At 62.8% G+C, this 16539-nt stretch carries 9 protein-coding genes and 1 pseudogene; 3 read left to right on the top strand and 7 right to left on the bottom strand.

From position 1 onward, the window contains the following. Positions 1-22: 22 nt before the first annotated feature. Both PspTeo4_RS30025 and PspTeo4_RS30030 read left to right on the top strand, forming a co-directional pair. Positions 23-1063: pseudogene (locus PspTeo4_RS30025) on the top strand (methyl-accepting chemotaxis protein); the annotation flags it as partial. Between the two features lie 198 nt (positions 1064-1261). Beyond that, the gene (locus PspTeo4_RS30030) at positions 1262-1966 is read left to right on the top strand and encodes a methyl-accepting chemotaxis protein (protein ID WP_416196988.1); all 705 of its coding nucleotides are present in this window, start codon (positions 1262-1264) and stop codon (positions 1964-1966) included. Positions 1967-2077: 111 nt separating this feature from the next. Here PspTeo4_RS30030 and PspTeo4_RS19080 read toward each other — a convergent pair whose 3' ends face one another. The 7 genes from PspTeo4_RS19080 to pip all read right to left on the bottom strand — a co-directional run bounded on the left by PspTeo4_RS19080 (position 2078) and on the right by pip (position 10840). Continuing rightward, positions 2078-2812 carry an amino acid ABC transporter ATP-binding protein gene (locus PspTeo4_RS19080; RefSeq protein ID WP_322366893.1) on the bottom strand — a complete coding sequence of 245 codons (735 nt, stop codon included), beginning with the start codon at positions 2810-2812 and terminating at the stop codon, positions 2078-2080. Continuing rightward, the gene (locus PspTeo4_RS19085; RefSeq protein ID WP_322365470.1) at positions 2805-3767 is read right to left on the bottom strand and encodes an amino acid ABC transporter permease; all 963 of its coding nucleotides are present in this window, start codon (positions 3765-3767) and stop codon (positions 2805-2807) included. The genes PspTeo4_RS19080 and PspTeo4_RS19085 overlap by 8 nt, the downstream gene beginning before the upstream one ends. A gap of 78 nt (positions 3768-3845) precedes the next feature. Next, a complete protein-coding gene (locus PspTeo4_RS19090; RefSeq protein WP_322366894.1) occupies positions 3846-4643 on the bottom strand; it encodes a transporter substrate-binding domain-containing protein in 798 nt (265 codons plus the stop codon). A gap of 231 nt (positions 4644-4874) precedes the next feature. Next, positions 4875-7448 (bottom strand): glucans biosynthesis glucosyltransferase MdoH, encoded by a 2574-nt coding sequence (mdoH, locus tag PspTeo4_RS19095; RefSeq protein ID WP_322365471.1) that lies wholly within the window; start codon positions 7446-7448, stop codon positions 4875-4877. Further along, on the bottom strand, positions 7441-9171 hold the full coding sequence (locus tag PspTeo4_RS19100; RefSeq protein WP_322365472.1) for a glucan biosynthesis protein G: 1731 nt from the start codon (positions 9169-9171) through the stop codon (positions 7441-7443). The genes mdoH and PspTeo4_RS19100 overlap by 8 nt, the downstream gene beginning before the upstream one ends. A gap of 263 nt (positions 9172-9434) precedes the next feature. Continuing rightward, positions 9435-9872, bottom strand: coding sequence for a D-aminoacyl-tRNA deacylase (gene dtd, locus PspTeo4_RS19105; protein WP_322365473.1), 438 nt, complete (start codon positions 9870-9872; stop codon positions 9435-9437). After that, entirely contained in the window at positions 9869-10840 is a 972-nt protein-coding gene (pip, locus tag PspTeo4_RS19110; protein WP_322365474.1) for a prolyl aminopeptidase, read from the bottom strand. Before pip ends, dtd begins: the two co-directional genes overlap by 4 nt. 170 nt (positions 10841-11010) lie before the next feature. On the opposite strand from pip, the gene PspTeo4_RS19115 reads away from it, so the two are divergent. Further along, positions 11011-16521 carry a dermonecrotic toxin domain-containing protein gene (locus PspTeo4_RS19115; protein WP_322365475.1) on the top strand — a complete coding sequence of 1837 codons (5511 nt, stop codon included), beginning with the start codon at positions 11011-11013 and terminating at the stop codon, positions 16519-16521. Positions 16522-16539: the final 18 nt, after the last annotated feature.

Here is a 16539-nt window from a genome sequence, read left to right on the forward strand (position 1 = left end):
CTCAACTGGACGGAGACATGCCATGTTCGGCTACCTCAACCGCAAGCTCGGCAACATCAGCGTCGCCGCGAAGCTAGCTCTGGGCTTTGCCGTGGTACTGCTGCTTACCTTGATCACCACGGTCAGCGGCTGGCGCGCCCTGGACGGTGCCATCAACCGCTCGGAACAGCTCAGTGAAATCAGCCTGATCAATGACCTGATCAAAGACTTGCGCGCCGAGCGCATCACCTTTCGCGTGCTCAGTGACGACACCAGCAAGACACGCATCGCCCAGATCCTCGAGCAACTCGAAAGCCTGCTGACCACCCTGCATCAGCGCAGTGGCGTGGATGCCTCACGCCAGATGCTTGCGCAGAAGCTGCAACTGCTGCAGCGATTGCGCGAGGACTTCGCCACCCTGCAACGCACTGTCGACAGCCGCCATACGCTGCGCGAGGCCATGGCCGTACAGGAGCAGAAGCTCAGCGAGGTGATCGACGAGCTACAGACCCAGGCCTTGCTGAAAATGCCTGCCGACAGCCAGCAAGGGGGCGTGCTGGGCCTCATGGACACGCTTAGCCGTCATATCGACGGCGCCAACCAACAGAGCCAGATGCCGGCCTACACCTTCTCGCCGCTGACAGACTTCGCCAAGGTCGGCGATACCGCACTGGATGCAGCCGACAAAGTCCTCGCACAGCTGCTCGACGGCCTTGCTCCGCTGGGGCTGTCACGTGCGCTGAAGGAGCAGCCCGGCATCGAACTGGCCAGGTACCGGGCCAGCCTGGACCAGTACCGCCGTGCCGCCCTGACAGCCGAGCAAATACAGCAGCGCATGGAAACAATGGGCGACGAGCTTGGTGCCACCAGCCTGGAATTGAGCCAACGAAAGATCGAGCAACGCGACAATGAGGCCCTGGCGGCGCGTTCGCTGCTCACCAGCGTGGCCGTGCTGGCCTTGGTGGTGGGCATCGTGGCGGGCTGGCTTATTACCCTGCAAATCACCCAGCCTCTGCGCCAGACGCTGGCCGTGGCCGCACGTATCGCCCGTGGCGACCTCAGCCAACTGGAACCGGTGCAGCGACGTGACGAGATGGGCCAGCTGCAGACGAGCATGCGTGAAATGACCGTCAGCCTGCGCGAGTTGATAGGCGGTATCGACCAGGGCGTCGGGCGCCTGTCCCAGGCCGCGACGCAACTGTCCGTCAGCAGCGAAGACACCAAGCAACGGATCAACCAGCTGCGCGAAGAAACCGACCAGGTCGCCACGGCCATGAACCAGATGAGCGCGACCGTGCAGGAAGTGGCACAAAATGCCGAACAGGCGTCACTGGCAGCGACCGATGCCGACCAGCAGGCACAACAGGGTGATCAGGTCGTGGCCGAGGCCATCAGCCGAATTGAGCAACTGGCCGGGCAGATGGACCATTGCCTGACGGCGATGCAGCACCTTGCAGGAGAAAGCGAGCGGATTGGCAGCATTCTCGATGTGATCAAGTCGGTGTCCGAGCAGACCAATCTGCTGGCGCTGAACGCCGCCATCGAGGCCGCCCGCGCCGGTGAAGCCGGGCGCGGCTTTGCCGTGGTTGCCGACGAAGTGCGGGGGTTGGCACAGCGCACCCAGCAGTCGACCGAAGAAATCGAGCAGTTGATCGAAAACCTGCACAGCGGAACCGACGAAGTCACCAACCTGCTCGACAGCAGCAAGCGCCTGACCGAGCAGAGTGTCGAACTAAGCCGCAAGGCCGGATATGCCTTGAGCCAGATCACCGATACCGTTTCCACGATCCAGGGCATGAACCAGCAGATCGCCACGGCCAGCGAGGAGCAGAGCGTGGTGGCCGAACAGATCAACCGGAGCGTGATCAATGTGCGTGATGCGTCGGACCAGACCAGTACGGCCAGTGAGCAGACGGCGCAGTCCAGTGGTGAGCTGGAGCAGTTGGGGCAGCAGCTGAGGGGGATGGTGGGACGGTTCAGTCTCTAGCATCGCGTCGCCCTTTTCGCGGGTAAACCCGCTCCCACAGGTACGCCACTGCTCTCAAGCACGGTGGGCTCCCTGTGGGAGCGGGTTTACCCGCGAAAAGGGCTAACGCGGTTACAGCACCTGGCGCAGGAACGCCTGGGCACGCGGGTCCTTCGGCGATGCGAAGAACTCAGCGGGCGACGAATCTTCCAGCAGCTTGCCGTGATCGAAGAACAACACACGGTCCGCCACTTCCCGGGCAAAGCCCATTTCGTGGGTCACGCAGACCATGGTCATGCCTTCCTGGGCCAGGGTCTTCATGACATCGAGCACTTCACCGACCATTTCCGGGTCGAGCGCCGAAGTGGGCTCATCGAACAGCATCACCTTCGGTTCCATGGCCAATGCCCGGGCAATCGCCACGCGCTGCTGCTGGCCGCCGGATAGACGCGACGGGTACTCGTTGGCCTTCTGCGAAATGCCAACCTTTTCCAACAATGCCCGGGCCTTGGCCTCGCGCTCGGCCTTGCCACGCTTGCGCACGACTTTCTGTGCCAGGCACAGGTTCTCCAGCACGGTCATGTGCGGGAACAGGTTGAAATGCTGGAACACCATGCCAACTTCGCGGCGGTAGGCGTTGATATCGGTCTTCGGGTCGTCCAGCTGCAGACCATCGATGGCCACATGGCCTTCATCGAAGTGCTCCAGGCCATTGAGGCAGCGCAGGAACGTCGACTTACCCGAACCCGACGGGCCAAGCACCACCACCACTTCGCCCTTGGCTACGCGCGTGGTCACCTTGTCCACCGCGCGCACCACTTGGCCACGGGTGTCGAAGACTTTCAACAGGTCACGGACTTCAATCACTTTGCGCAAGCCTCCGCTCAAGCCGGCTGGCCATGTGCGACAGCGGCAGGTTGATCAGCAGGTACAGGCCTGCCACGCAGAACCAGATCTCGAAAGTCGAGAACGAGGTGGTAATGGCCTCGCGGCCGCTCTTGGTCAGTTCGGTGATCGCGATCACCGATACCAGCGAGGTGTCCTTGACCAGGCTGATGAACTGCCCGGCCAACGGTGGCAGCACACGCTTGAACGCCTGCGGCAGAATCACATGGCGCATCGACTGGCCAGCATTAAGGCCCAGCGAGCGGGCTGCTTCGTTCTGACCCTTGGCGATCGACTGTACGCCGGCACGGACGATTTCGGCGACGTAGGCCCCCGTGAACAGCGCCAGCGCAGCAACCCCGGCAAATTCACGGGACAGGTTGAGTACGGTGCCGATGAAGAAGTAGAAGATGAAGATCTGCACCAGCAACGGCGTACCGCGCACCAGTTCGACGTAGACGGTCGACAGGTCGCGCAGGGTCGGGTTATTGGAAAGCCGGCACAGCCCGGCAAACAGGCCAATGACCAGGCCCATAGCCCCGGAAACCACCGAAATCCACAGTGTGGTCCACAAGCCCCAAGCCAGCGGACCGGCTGCCCAGTGACGGGTTACACCAATCTGGTCGCCTTCGGAGACATCGTCACCGCGGCTCAGTTGCAGGCTGTCCTTGGCCACGTCGAGCACTTGCTCGTCGCCGTTTTCGTCCTTGAGCGTGACACGCGCGGTGTCACCGGAAACGACGATGTCCTGAACCGTGCCGTAACCGGCTGCGCGCTGGGCTTCCTCGGCCTGGTAGGCGAAGTATTGCGGCACGCGGTTCCAGCGCCACTCGTAGGAAATCATCGAGGTGGCCAGGTACAGGCTGAACGCCAGGCCCACCAGGACCAGCGCGGTCAGCGCATGCCAGGGCCACTGGGGTTTCTTGTGTTTGATCACGTGGGTACTTCCGTAAATGCGAACGCGCAGGGTTTACCTGCGCGTCGGGGGTCAAAGCCTGGGCTTGTGGCCTGGGCCTTATTCCATTTCCTTCAGCCAGTCCTTGTTCTTGAACCACTTGTCGTGAATACGATCGTAGGTCCCGTCATGCTTGATCTGGTGCAGGAAGTTGTTGATGAAGTTGATGCTGTCGTAGTCGCCTTTCTTCAGGCCGAAGGCCAGCGGCTCGTAGGTGAAGGGTTCTTCGAGGAACAGCAGCTTGCCAGCGCCAGCCTTCTCTACCGCCACGACGTTGTACGGCGCGTCATAGACGAAGGCATCGGCTTTGCCGTTGACCACATCCATCACCGCTTCCTGCTCGTTGTCGTAGCCGTGGTACTTGGCCTTGGCGATCAGCTTCTTGGAAACCATTTCGCCAGTGGTGCCGAGCTTGGAGGTGATGCGGTACTTCTCGTTGTTCAGGTCCTTGTACGACTTGATTTCGCCCGCCAGCTCCTTGCGGATCAGCAGGGTCTGGCCAACGACGATGAAGGGTTCGCTGAAGTTCAGGCGCAGGTTGCGCTCCTGGGTCAGGGTCATGCCGCTGCCGATCATGTCGAACTTGTCGGTCAGCAGGGCCGGGATGATCCCGTCATAGGCGGTGGAGACGGTCTCCAGCTTGACGCCCATGGACTTGGCCATGGCTTTGAGGATATCGACTTCAAAACCAATGATTTCGCCGCGCTTGTTGGTCATCTGGAACGGCATGTAGGTCGGGTCCATGCCCACACGCAGGGTGCCGCGCTTGACCGCGTCGTCGATGGCGCCAGCCTGGGCCGCCGTCACGGCGACCAGGGCGGTTACACCGACCAGCAGTCGCGAGAGGTATTTCTTGATCATCACCAGGTCCCCTAGCAAGAAAATAAGCAAATCTTATTGTTGGCACGGCCGTACTGGCCAATGAGGAATATCGGAGAAGGATGCTAACGCATGGCGGCCCTGGGACCTAGAGCCGGGGGGGACTTTGTTGGCCAAAATCGAGGGGACTGCAAAAAGCTTCGCGGGTAAACCCGCTCCCACAGGGTTCTTGTTTCCCTGTGGGAGCGGGTTTACCCGCGAATGGGCCTATCAGGCGCCGACGAGGGTCGGCTGACCTTCATGCTCCGGATGCAGCGGCAACAGCGGCGAATGCGGGTCGTTCTTGATCGAAGCACGCCACACATCGATCCACGCCGCATGGTGCCCGGCCCACACCTGCTCATGCAGGCGCGACAAGGCAACCGGGTCGCTCAGCAGTGCCAGGCGGGTGTTGAGGTCCAGCCCGCTCGGGCCCACTTCCAGCGCTTTAGCTACACGTTCGACGCGCAGAGCCTCGATCGGCGCGGCCTGACCATGACGAGCAGTGGCCATGGCGCAGGCCAATGCGTTCTGCCGCGGGTCGACCACGGCACGCACGAAGCCGTCGTGCAGGGCGTGCCAGCGGTTCTCGTGGGTGTACTGGTCGGTCGCCAGCAGCTCCTGCGGCGTCGCGTACTCCTCGGGGATGAGGAACAGCTTCTCGTCCTTGGCCGCCAGGCCCAGGCGCGTACGGCTGGAAATCACCGACACCGGAATCGACAGCACCAGAGAGCCGACGATCGGCGCCAGCCACCACAGGAAGCTCGGGTTCAGCCACGCCACCAGAGCGGCCCAGGCGATGCCCAGCAGGGTCTGCGGGCCGTGACGGCGCGCAGCTTCGCTCCATGGCGTGGAGTCGTCGTCACGCTGCGGCGAGTTCCAGGTCGCAGCCCAGCCGAGGAACGCAGCCAGCACGAAGCGGGTGTGGAAGATCATTCGCACCGGTGCCAGCAACATGGAGAACAGCATCTCCATCAGCATCGACAAGGTGACCTTGATGCGACCGCCGTACTCGGTGGCGCCCTTGGCCCAGATCAGGATGACGCTGAGCAGCTTCGGCAGGAACAGCAGCACGATGGTAGTGGAGAACAGCGCGACGGCCTTCTCCGGGTGCCACTGCGGCCACAGCGGGTAGAGCTGGTACGGCTCGATGAAGTACTGCGGCTCCATCAGCGTGTTGGTGGCCAGCAGCGCGGTCGACAGCACCAGGAACAGGAACCACAGCGGTGCCGACAGGTAAGACATCACGCCGGTGAGGAACACCGCACGGTGCACCGGGTGCATGCCCTTGACCAGGAACAGGCGGAAGTTCATCAGGTTGCCGTGGCACCAGCGACGGTCACGCTTGAGCTCGTCGAGCAGGTTCGGCGGCAGTTCTTCGTAGCTGCCCGGCAGGTCATAGGCGATCCACACGCCCCAACCGGCACGGCGCATCAGCGCGGCTTCGACGAAGTCGTGGGACAGGATTGCACCGGCAAAGGCGCCCTTGCCCGGCAACGGCGCCAAGGCGCAGTGCTCGATGAACGGCTTCATGCGGATGATCGCGTTGTGGCCCCAGTAGTGCGACTCGCCCAGCTGCCAGAAGTGCAGGCCGGCGGTGAACAGCGGCCCGTACACACGGGTGGCGAACTGCTGCAGGCGCGCATACAGGGTGTCCATGCCCGAGGCTTTCGGCCCGGTCTGGATGATGCCGGCGTCCGGGTTGGCCTCCATCAGGCGCACCAGGCTGCTCAGGCACTCGCCGCTCATGACGCTGTCGGCGTCGAGCACGACCATGTACTTGTAATCGCCACCCCAGCGACGGCAGAAGTCGTCGAGGTTGCCGCTCTTGCGTTTCACCCGACGGCGGCGACGGCGGTAGAAGATGCGGCCGAAACCTTTGGTTTCGCGGCATACATCCAACCAGGCCTGCTGCTCGGCGACGGCAATGTCGGTGTCGTTGGTGTCGCTGAGCACGAAGAAGTCGAAACGGTCGAGGTTGCCGCTGGCGGCCACCGACTCGAAGGTGGCGCGCAAGCCGGCGAACACCCGTGGCACGTCTTCGTTGCAGATCGGCATCACCAGCGCGGTGCGCGCTTCGGGGGCAATCGGCTCATTGCCAGCGCTGCTGCCCGAAATCTTGTACTTGTCACGCCCGGTGAGCAGTTCGAGGAAGCCCATCAGGGCGGTCCAGAAACCTGCCGAAACCCAGCAGAACAGGATGCCGAACAGGATCAGGATCGACGTCTGCAGTGCATAGGGCCAGACCTGCACCACGGTGTCCCAGAGCGGTTGGTTGACCACTTCGTCGAAATCGACGAACGACCAGCCCTGATAAGGCAGGATGCCCTTCATGTACCAGCCGGCGACGATGGTCTGGCCGATCATCAAGGCAAGCAGGATGTAGCGGCGAATCGAACCGACCGTGCGCCAGCGCGCTGGCGGCAGCTCACGCTTGGGCGGCTGCGGCGCGTTGGTGCGGCCGGTCATGCGCCGCCACATGCGAATCAGTACGTTGGTGCGCCAGGGTTCGGGCACGACCTTGGTGCGCTTGATCGGCGGAGCGATCTTCAGGCACAGCCGACCACTGCCGTCGACGCCGAGCATTTCGGCGTCCTCCAGCTCGGCGGCGCTGCCCACGGTCAGGCGCGGGCCTACCGAGGCCTGGACGGCCTCGGCAGAGTCGGCGGCCGGATTGGCCGCCAGACGTTGGTGCAGCTCACTGAACGATGAGCAGCTGGCGAGTTCCGCACGCTGCTCGTCGCTCAGTGGTAGGTGGGCCAGGTATTCGCCAAGCGATTCCGGCCTTGCGCTTGAGTTACTCATCGGCAGGCAACTGATAGCTCCAGGTCTCGGTCAGCACTTTTTCGGTGGTGGCCGGGGTCCCGTTGGTGGACGCCGCATCGGCGGCAGGTTGTTCGGCCTTGGCAGATTGTTCGGCCTTGGCGGCCTTCTCAGCTTTGGCATGCTTGGCGGCAGCCTTGTCCTGCTTGGCATCCTTGGCCGGCTCGACCGGAACGTCGCGTACCAATGCCGCGCGCATTTCGGTGGATTTGTTGGCTTCCTTGATCTTCAAGCGCAGGGTCAGGCGCCAGCCCTTGGTTTCTGGGTTGTAACGCAGGTTGTTCTCGACCACCTCGGCGTTGTCGCCGACGCTGATCTGGCTGCGCACCGCGGTGTCTTCCGGCAAGCTGGCCAGCGCCGGGCCGGCGAAATCGACCAGGAAGGCCACGCTGCCGTCAGGCTGACGGATCAGGTTGGACTGTTTGACATCGCCAGTGGAGCGCAGGGTCTGCTTGACCCAGCCCAGATCCGGGGCCTGGAACTTGGCCTCGTCGATGGTCCAGTGCAGGCGGTAGTCGTACTCGAACGGCTTACCTGGTTCAGGCAGCTTCTCCGGGCTCCAGAAGGCCACGATATTGTCGTTGGTCTCGTCGGCAGTCGGGATCTCGACCAGATCGACGGTACCCTTGCCCCAATCACCCTTAGGCTCGATCCAGGCGCTCGGGCGCTTCTGGTAGTTGTCGTCGAGGTCTTCATAGTCGCTGAACGCGCGCTGACGCTGCATCAGGCCGAAACCACGCGGGTTCTCGATGCTGAAGTTGCTTACGGCCAGGTGTTTCGGGTTATTCAGCGGACGCCACAGCCACTCGCCGTTGCCGGCTTGAATTGCCAGGCCTTCGGAGTCATGCAGGGCCGGACGGTAGTTCAGGACCTTCGATGGCTGGTTCGGGCCGAACAGGAACATGCTGGTCAGCGGGGCGATGCCCAGGCGGCTGACCTGGTCACGCAGGAATACGCGCGACTTGACGTCGACGATGGTGTCGCTGCCCGGACGCAGGGTCAGTTTGTAAGCGCCGGTGGAGCGCGGCGAGTCAAGCAGGGCGTAGATCACCAGGTGCTTGTCGGCAGGCTTGGGCTTCTCGACCCAGAACTCGGTGAAGCGCGGGAACTCTTCGCCCGACGGCAGCGCGGTGTCGATGGCCAGGCCACGGGCCGACAGGCCATACACGTGGCCCTTGCCGACGACGCGGAAGTAGCTGGCGCCAAGCAGGGTCATGATCTCGTCCTGCTTGTCGGCCTTGTTGATCGGGTAAAGCACGCGGAAACCGGCGTAACCCAGGTTCTTGGTGGTTTCCGGGTCGTGCGGGACGTCACCGAACTCGAAGCGGTTCGGGTCGTACTTGATTTCCTCGACCTTGCTGGCGGTGACTTCGTTGATTTTCACCGGCGTGTCGAAGTGCATGCCCTGGTGGTAGAAGGACAGCTTGAAGGGGGTCTTGTCCTTGGCCCACTCCGCTTTCTCCTGCAGGAAGCGAATCTTCTGGTAGTCGGCGAACTTCATGTCGCGGAATACGGCAGGCAGATTGCTTTTCGGTGCTTCGTACTTCTGGCCGGCCAGATCCTTTGCCTTGGCTGCAACGTCGTCAAGATTGAACGCCCACAGCTGGCCCGCGCTCATCAGGCCAACCAGTGCCACACTGGCCATCAGGGCCTTGCGCAGCCGATTGCCGGGGATTCTTGATGCATTATGGGGACTAACAATCACGAGCAACCCTCGCCGAAAACAGATCATGAAACCAACGGCCAGCGACCAATGCCGGGTTGGCGAGCACTGTTCGGACCCCGTAAGGGCGTAATGATTCCCCAAACGGATCCAGACAATGCTCGAGTCAGAGTAAAACGAACCTGCGAACGCAGGCCCACGCAGCGCGCGATTATCCAGCAGGTCGCGTTACAACGCATCAGGCTGGACCAACTATTTATCGTACAAAACCCCTTGTTTTCCTACAAACAAGGGGTTTTTCGACCTCATATTTGTAACATAAATGTTACGGGGCCATCATTGACCAAGTGCACCTGCATGTCCGCGCCGAAGCGACCGCTGGCCACATCACCGTGCTGCCCCTTGGCTTTCTGCAGAAGATAGTCGAACAGTTCTGCGCCCAAGGCAGGTGAAGCGGCTGTCGAGAAGCTCGGACGCATCCCACTGCGCGTATCGGCGGCCAGAGTGAACTGTGACACCAGCAGCAGACCGCCACCGACATCCTTGAGTGACAGGTTCATCTTGCCCTGCTCGTCGCTGAACACCCGATAGTTAAGCAGCTTATGCAGCAATTTATCGGCATGTTCGCGCGTATCGCCAGGTTCAACGGCCACCAGCACCAGCAAACCCTGGTCGATGGCGCCGACGATCTCCCCTGCAACCTCTACCCTGGCGGCGCGTACGCGTTGCAACAACCCTTTCATGCTTCTTCCAGTGGAAGGTCAAGCAAACGGCGGGCCATCTGGTCGGCGGCACGTACCAAGGCATCGGTAATACCCGGCTCGGAGGCGGCATGGCCGGCATCGCGAATGACCTTCAGCTCGCTGTTCGGCCAGGCTTGGTGCAACGCCCAGGCGTTCTCCAGAGGGCAGATCACATCATAGCGGCCATGCACGATCACCGCCGGCAAGTGGGCGATCTTCGGCAAGTCGCGGATCAGCTGATCCGGCTCCAGGAAAGCGTTATTCATGAAGTAGTGGCATTCGATGCGGGCGATCGACAAGGCCCGCTGCGGTTCGGAGAAGCGATCGACCACCAGCGGATTCGGACGCAAGGTGGCGGTGCGGCCTTCCCAGGTGGACCACGCCTTGGCGGCATGCATCTGGGCGATCTGGTCGTTGCCGGTCAGGCGCTTGTGGAAGGCCTTGACCAGGTCGCCGCGCTCCTCCGGCGGGATTGGCGCGATGTAGTCCTGCCAGTAATCGGGGAACAGACGGCTGGCACCCTCCTGATAGAACCACTGGATCTCCTGAGGGCGGCAAAGGAAGATGCCGCGCAAAATCAAGCCATGGACGCGCTCGGGGTGGGTCTGGGCGTAGGCCAGGGCCAGGGTCGAGCCCCATGAGCCACCGAACAGCACCCACTTGTCGATACCAAGGTGCTGGCGGATTCGCTCCAAGTCCTCGACCAGGTGCCAGGTGGTGTTGTTCTCCAGGCTCGCGTGTGGCGTGGAACGACCGCAGCCACGCTGATCGAAGGTGATGATGCGGTACAGGTTCGGGTCGAAGTAGCAGCGGCTCTGGGCATCGCAGCCCGCACCTGGCCCTCCGTGGATGAACACCACCGGCAGACCTTCTGGCGAACCGCTCTCGTCGACATACAGCACATGCGGTGCTTCCACGGCCAGATCGTGCCGGGCGTAGGGTTTGATCTGCGGGTACAGGGTCTGCATTACGCACTCCGTGTGAGGATTTAATCTGCCGTTGGGCATCATAAACCTGAATTGGGCTTTGAGCATGCTCTCGTTCAGCGCAACGGCCACAGCTACGACACATAGTTACCACGCCCGGTCCCGACAGTTGTCGATAGTACGCGAGTTCTCTCCCAACCAAGGATTCGCGCATGACGCCTACCCCGCAGAGCCAGCCGGTGCACTACACCACCATCGCCAGCAAGACCCCGCCCTGGATGAAGGCGGCGCCCCAGCAAACGCTGCAGGCGCTACGCGAGGCACTCAACCAAGCCCCCGCCACCCTTGAGCAGGCCTGTCGGCGGCAGCCCGAAGTGGCCAAGGCATTGGCCCAGGAGCATCAGGCGTTCAGGGACAGCAAAGCCGATGTGACACAACTGTTCGCGCAACTGCCCAGCATCGACGCCTTCGCTACCAAGAAACTGAGCGAAGCGATCAAGACCACCTTCGGGCTGGACCTCGACGTCAACAACACCTACCTGTACGACGCCCTGGCCCACAACCACTGGCGCCAGACCGGCAAGACCACGCCCGAGCGCTTCGTCAGGTCACTGAAGCAGCATGCCTTGCAGAACTTCGAGGTGTCAGCTACCCAGGCCGGCGGCCTGGATGTGGCCATGCCGCCCATGCGTTCGGCGATCCTCGACGCGCACGGCTACCAGAACGGCCCACCCTTCAATAATGTCGTGAACATCGAACCCACGGCGTTCGCTACGCTGTGTCGGAAACTGGACATCGGCGGCCAATACTTCAAGCTGCTGGACACGCTCTACTACCCCGAACCTACACGGGGCGAGTCCAAGTTCGAGGCCCAGGCCCAGGTGCTCGACAGGCTCGGGCGTCTCGAGCTGTCAGCGTTCAGGCAGAGCCTGCACCTGGCCGCTCTGCTGGGAGCGATCGAAAAACCCCACTACCAAGCCGTGCTGAACACGCCGTTTGAAACCAAGGCCGAGGCTGCCTCGCCCCAGGCGACGTTCAGCTTCCTGACGCTGTGGGGCGTCGAGCTGACAGGGATGATGCTGATCAGCTTCGCGGCAAGCACGTCCCTGGTGCTGTACAACCCACACGACAGGACATCTGCCATTCGCGAGTTCCGCTCGCTTGATGCGCTGAGAACCCACCTGCGTGATCGCTTCCAGCAAGACACGAACGCGATCTCCATGCACATCCCGGATGCGCGCAAGGCCGAACTGCAAGAGAAGCTGCTGGACCTGCTCATGCCGCGCACCTTCACGCTCAAGAACATCTACGAGCGGGTAGCCGACAAGCAGGCCGTGCTGCCTATCGCCCCCCGTGAACTGACCAGGCCGTTGCGCGCCGAGCTGATCTACCAGGCGTATACCCGACGCCGGGACGATGCCATCTACCATGCCGTGCCCACCCGGGCCATGGATGCGAAGACCACCCAAGCACGCCTGGCCTACTTCGAATCGCTGGCCTTCAATGCGCTGACGCTGGTTGGCCTGGCAGTGCCCGAGGTCGGCTACCTGATGCTGGCCGCCACTGCTCTGCAACTGAGTTACGAGGTTTATGAAGGCCTCGAAAGCTGGGCGAACGACGACCGGCAACAGGCATTCGACTACCTGATGGACGTGGTCGAGAACGTGGCCTTGCTGACCTTGGCCGAAGGTCTCGGCGGCGCCATCAAGGCGGAGCTGGCCGCCCGGCTGCAAGTGCCCGTGCAAATGCCCACGTTCATCGAGCAACTGCAGGAGGTCGAGGTTGCAGAGGGTGACAGCCGCCTGTGGCAACCCGACCTGACGCCTTATGCCCAGCAGGTCAGCCTGCCGCTGGACGCGTCAGCAGATGCGCAGGGATTGCGCCACCACCAGGGAAAAACCTGGCTGGTTCTGGACGGCAAGACCTACGCGGTCAAGTCATCGGCCAGCAACGGCGAATACCGCATCGAACACCCCGACAGGGCGCACGCCTACCAGCCGCCATTGCGCCACAACGGTGCCGGGGCCTGGCTGCACGCCCTGGATAAACCCACACAATGGCAAGGCCTGCAGCTGTTTCGCCGGCTCGGGCACCTGACGGACGGTTTCGACGATGCGACCGCCGTGAACATTCTGCGCGTCAGTGGCATCGACGAAGGCGTGCTGCGTCGGGTGCTGAGCGAAAACCAGGCGCTCCCCGCCCCGCTGCTCGATACCCTGCAACGCTTCAAGTTGGACCAGCAGGTCATGCAGGATCTGGCCGACGCCACACCGCATGCGCGCCAGGTAGCGTTCGACCAGCGCTACGGCCTGTTGCCGGTCAGCCAGGCACCCGGCGCGGCCATGCTGCACCACCTCTACCAGCGGTTGCCCACGGCGTGCATCGACGAGCTGCTGAACAGCGCCACGGCGGCCGAGCGCCAGCTGTTGACCACCGGCAAAGTGCCCAGGCGCCTCGGCGATGAAATACGCCTCTACCTGCAGCAGGTACGCCTGAACCGTGCCTATGAGGGGCTGTACCTGCACGCGGTAAGCAACATTGACACCGAGCGCCTGGTACTGCATGCCCTGCCACGGTTGCCAGGCTGGTCCGAGGCCACCACGATCGAATTACGCAAAGGCGTGCTGCCTGCCGAGCGAATCGACGCCATCGGCGCACACGATCACCCCGACGCAGTCATCACCCACACCGCCAACGGCTACCAGGTGTCGTCCGCTCAAGCCAGCCAGCCGCTTCTGTACCCAACCTTCTACGAGGCTGCGTTCGCGGCACTTCCAGACGCTCAACGAGCACGCCTTGCCGAGGCCGGCATAATCGACGCCACTACCCTCGGCAACGCGATCAGGCAAGCCCCACCGCTGCCGCGCTGGGCGCTGCGCAAGGCCCTGAAAATGCAGCGCCCGGGCCCAAGGTCGCCAATGCGCCTCGCCGATGGCCGCCTCGGCTATCGCTTGAGTGGCGAGGGCAAGCTTGGCGAAGACCAGGCCCGGGCAACCCTGCTCCAGCAACTTGATGACCTGACCCTGGCACCAGAATTCAGCGTCACCTCCGAACAGATTCTGAGCGCACTGGAAGCCGCCGGTCGGCCTGTAGAGCAGGTGCGCCAGCGCATCACTCAGCTGTTCGCCGAGCGCCGGGAACTGCAGCGAAGCCTGGACAGCGCCTTCGAAGGCCCTGGCGCCATCACCGGGTTGGGCGCGCGGCGCGCCAGCCGCGAGGCGATCAGCGCGGCGTTGTGGCGCCACTGGCTGTACAACGCAGTGCCCGAGCTCGATGAGGAATCGGGCACGCTGCGTCTGCACGACATGCACATTGCCGAATTCCCCCAACACCTGCCGGACTTCGTCACATCCCGGGTCAGCCGCCTGCAACTGCACAGCGTCAACCTCGACCATGCCGGCGACGGCAGCCTCGGGCCAGCGCAGTTCGACGCGCAGTTGAGCAGGCTGTTCCGGCACTTCCCGAGCCTGGAACAACTGGAAGTCGAACGCGACTACCGGGCCAACGCCCCCGCCTCCGAGTTCGCCAACAGCCTGGCGTTGATGCTCAGAAGCTTTCCGCAGCTGGGCGAATTGCGCCTGATCAACCAGAACCTCGAGCTGTTTCCCCTGGACTTGGAACGGTTCGCCTCGCGGGAGCAGTTGCGTCGGCTGGACCTGAGCGGCAACACCTTGGCGCCGTTGGCCAACTTCAGTTTCCCCGACTTGCAACTCGGTTACCTGGGCCTGGAGCGCATGCAGTTGCAGAACTGGCCCGACTGGCTCAACAGCGCAGCCCTGGAGCGAGTGGCGGCCTTGTCGCTACGTGACAACGACCTGGTGCGCGTCCCGGCGTTCCTCAGCCAAGGCGCCGCCCACGCCACCCACACCAGCGACATCGCGTTGCAAGGCAATCCGCTGTCCCCGGCCCAGGTAAACAACCTGTTCTTCAGCCAGGAGGGCAACCAGCACCGATTCAGCTTCGGCCTGGATGCGAACCCCGACATCGAACACTACACCTCGCTACGCCGGCAGCTGCAGCAATGGGCAGATGCCGCCGAGCAGGAACCGCATAGCCGGCAGCAAGTGGCACAAGCCATCCTCGAACTGCGCCAGCAACGCATTCGCGGCAACAGCTTCGCCCCCTTGGTGCTGAGCGACATCCGCCTGGAGGACTTCCCGAGCGAGATTTTTCAACCTTTCTACCTGAATGTCGAAAGTGTGACGCTGATGCGCGTGCAAACCTCGCTCCAGCAACTGGAGGCGTTCGTGCAACGTTTTCCCGCGCTGAACGAGCTGACGTTGAACGGCCATGTCCAACCGTTGCAAGGCCTGCCCCCAATATTCGGCCAATTGTCGTCGCTCAGACGCTTGAGCCTGATCGACCAGGGCCTTGAAATCGACCAGCAGACGCTGGATACGCTCGCTAGCCTGCCCAGCCTGAACAGCCTGGATATTTCCGGCAACCACCTGCGGCCGGGGCTACAAGAACCCGCCGGCGCGGCGACACGGGTGCGCGAACTGCACCTGCGAAACCTCCAGCTGGACGCATGGCCCGACTGGCTGGAAGAGTGGATGCCCAGAAACGTCCTGGACCTGCGCTTCAACCAGCTGACGACCCTGCCGCAATGGCTGCTGGAAAACCCCGTCAGGCGCACGCGCTCAACCAACATCCTGCTCGAAGGCAACCCGCTGAGCCATGACACCATGCGCACGGCCCACCTGTCGCAACGCGCCGACCGTACCTATTTCTTCGACATGGATCTGCCGTTTGAAATCCTCAACCTCACGCCCCCGGAATCGGAGCTGGGCTCAAACTATTCCGGCAGTTTCGGCCCGCCAAGCATCGGTACCCCGCACCGCCACGGCTCCGCGCCCTGGTGGCAGAACATCGGCATCGACAGCCGGCCATGGCTGGAGAGCCTGCCGGTAGCGGACCGCCTCAGGCTTGCGCAGACCTGGCAAAGCCTCGAGCAGAGCAGCGATGCGCCCTACCTGCTGCAACTGGTCGCCAGGCTGACCGCCTCCCGCGCCTACCGCGAGCCCGCGACCCAGAGTGACCTGGTTGCACGGGTCTGGCGTGTTCTGCAGCGGGCGGCCGAAGACGCTGAGGAACGTATTACCTACGATGCGATGGCGACCGATGCCATTCAGTCAGGCACTTGTGCCGATGGGGTGCTGGTGCAGTTCCAGCAAATAGAAATGCAATGCATCACCAGCGAGGCCCTGCGCCATGCCGCGCCGGGCATGCGTGAGCGCAGCCTGTTCGCCACGCTGCGCGGGCTGTACCGGCAACAGGCACTCGACCGCATCGCCATCGAGAACAGTGAGGGCCGCGACGCGGCGGAAGTGCGCCTGGCCTACCATCGTGATGCGGCGAACCGCCTGGAGCTGCCATCGCCTGCGGACCCGATGGTGTATCCGTTCGGTTTTGCCGGTGACGAACTGGAACGGGCCATCGGCCGTGTCCTGGCCGCTGAGCAGGGAGACGAGTTCCTGGCCTACGCCCGCGACTGCAGCTTCTGGAACGAGTACCTGCACGAGGCCTACGCCGATGATTTCCAGCGTATCGAAAGCACGTTCCGCGAAGCGGTCAACCGATTGGATGACAGCGGCGATCTCTCGCCAGCCCACCTGAGCCGAATTCGCGAACTCGAAACACAGAAGGCAGAAGACATCCGGCAATTGCTCGACCGCTTGACCGAGCGGGCGCGCGAACGTGGTGTACCGCCGCGGGATGCATGACGGGCCGGTGGTGACCCG

Source organism: Pseudomonas sp. Teo4, from assembly GCF_034387475.1.
Classification (GTDB): domain Bacteria; phylum Pseudomonadota; class Gammaproteobacteria; order Pseudomonadales; family Pseudomonadaceae; genus Aquipseudomonas.

What these genes read in the sequence shown, in the direction of transcription:
- mdoH (WP_322365471.1), bottom strand. Translation starts at nt 7,448, where the DNA reads ATGAGTAACTCAAGCGCAAGGCCGGAATCGCTTGGCGAATACCTGGCC.
- PspTeo4_RS30030 (WP_416196988.1), top strand. Translation starts at nt 1,262, where the DNA reads ATGAGCGCGACCGTGCAGGAAGTGGCACAAAATGCCGAACAGGCGTCA.
- pip (WP_322365474.1), bottom strand. Translation starts at nt 10,840, where the DNA reads ATGCAGACCCTGTACCCGCAGATCAAACCCTACGCCCGGCACGATCTG.
- PspTeo4_RS19115 (WP_322365475.1), top strand. Translation starts at nt 11,011, where the DNA reads ATGACGCCTACCCCGCAGAGCCAGCCGGTGCACTACACCACCATCGCC.
- dtd (WP_322365473.1), bottom strand. Translation starts at nt 9,872, where the DNA reads ATGAAAGGGTTGTTGCAACGCGTACGCGCCGCCAGGGTAGAGGTTGCA.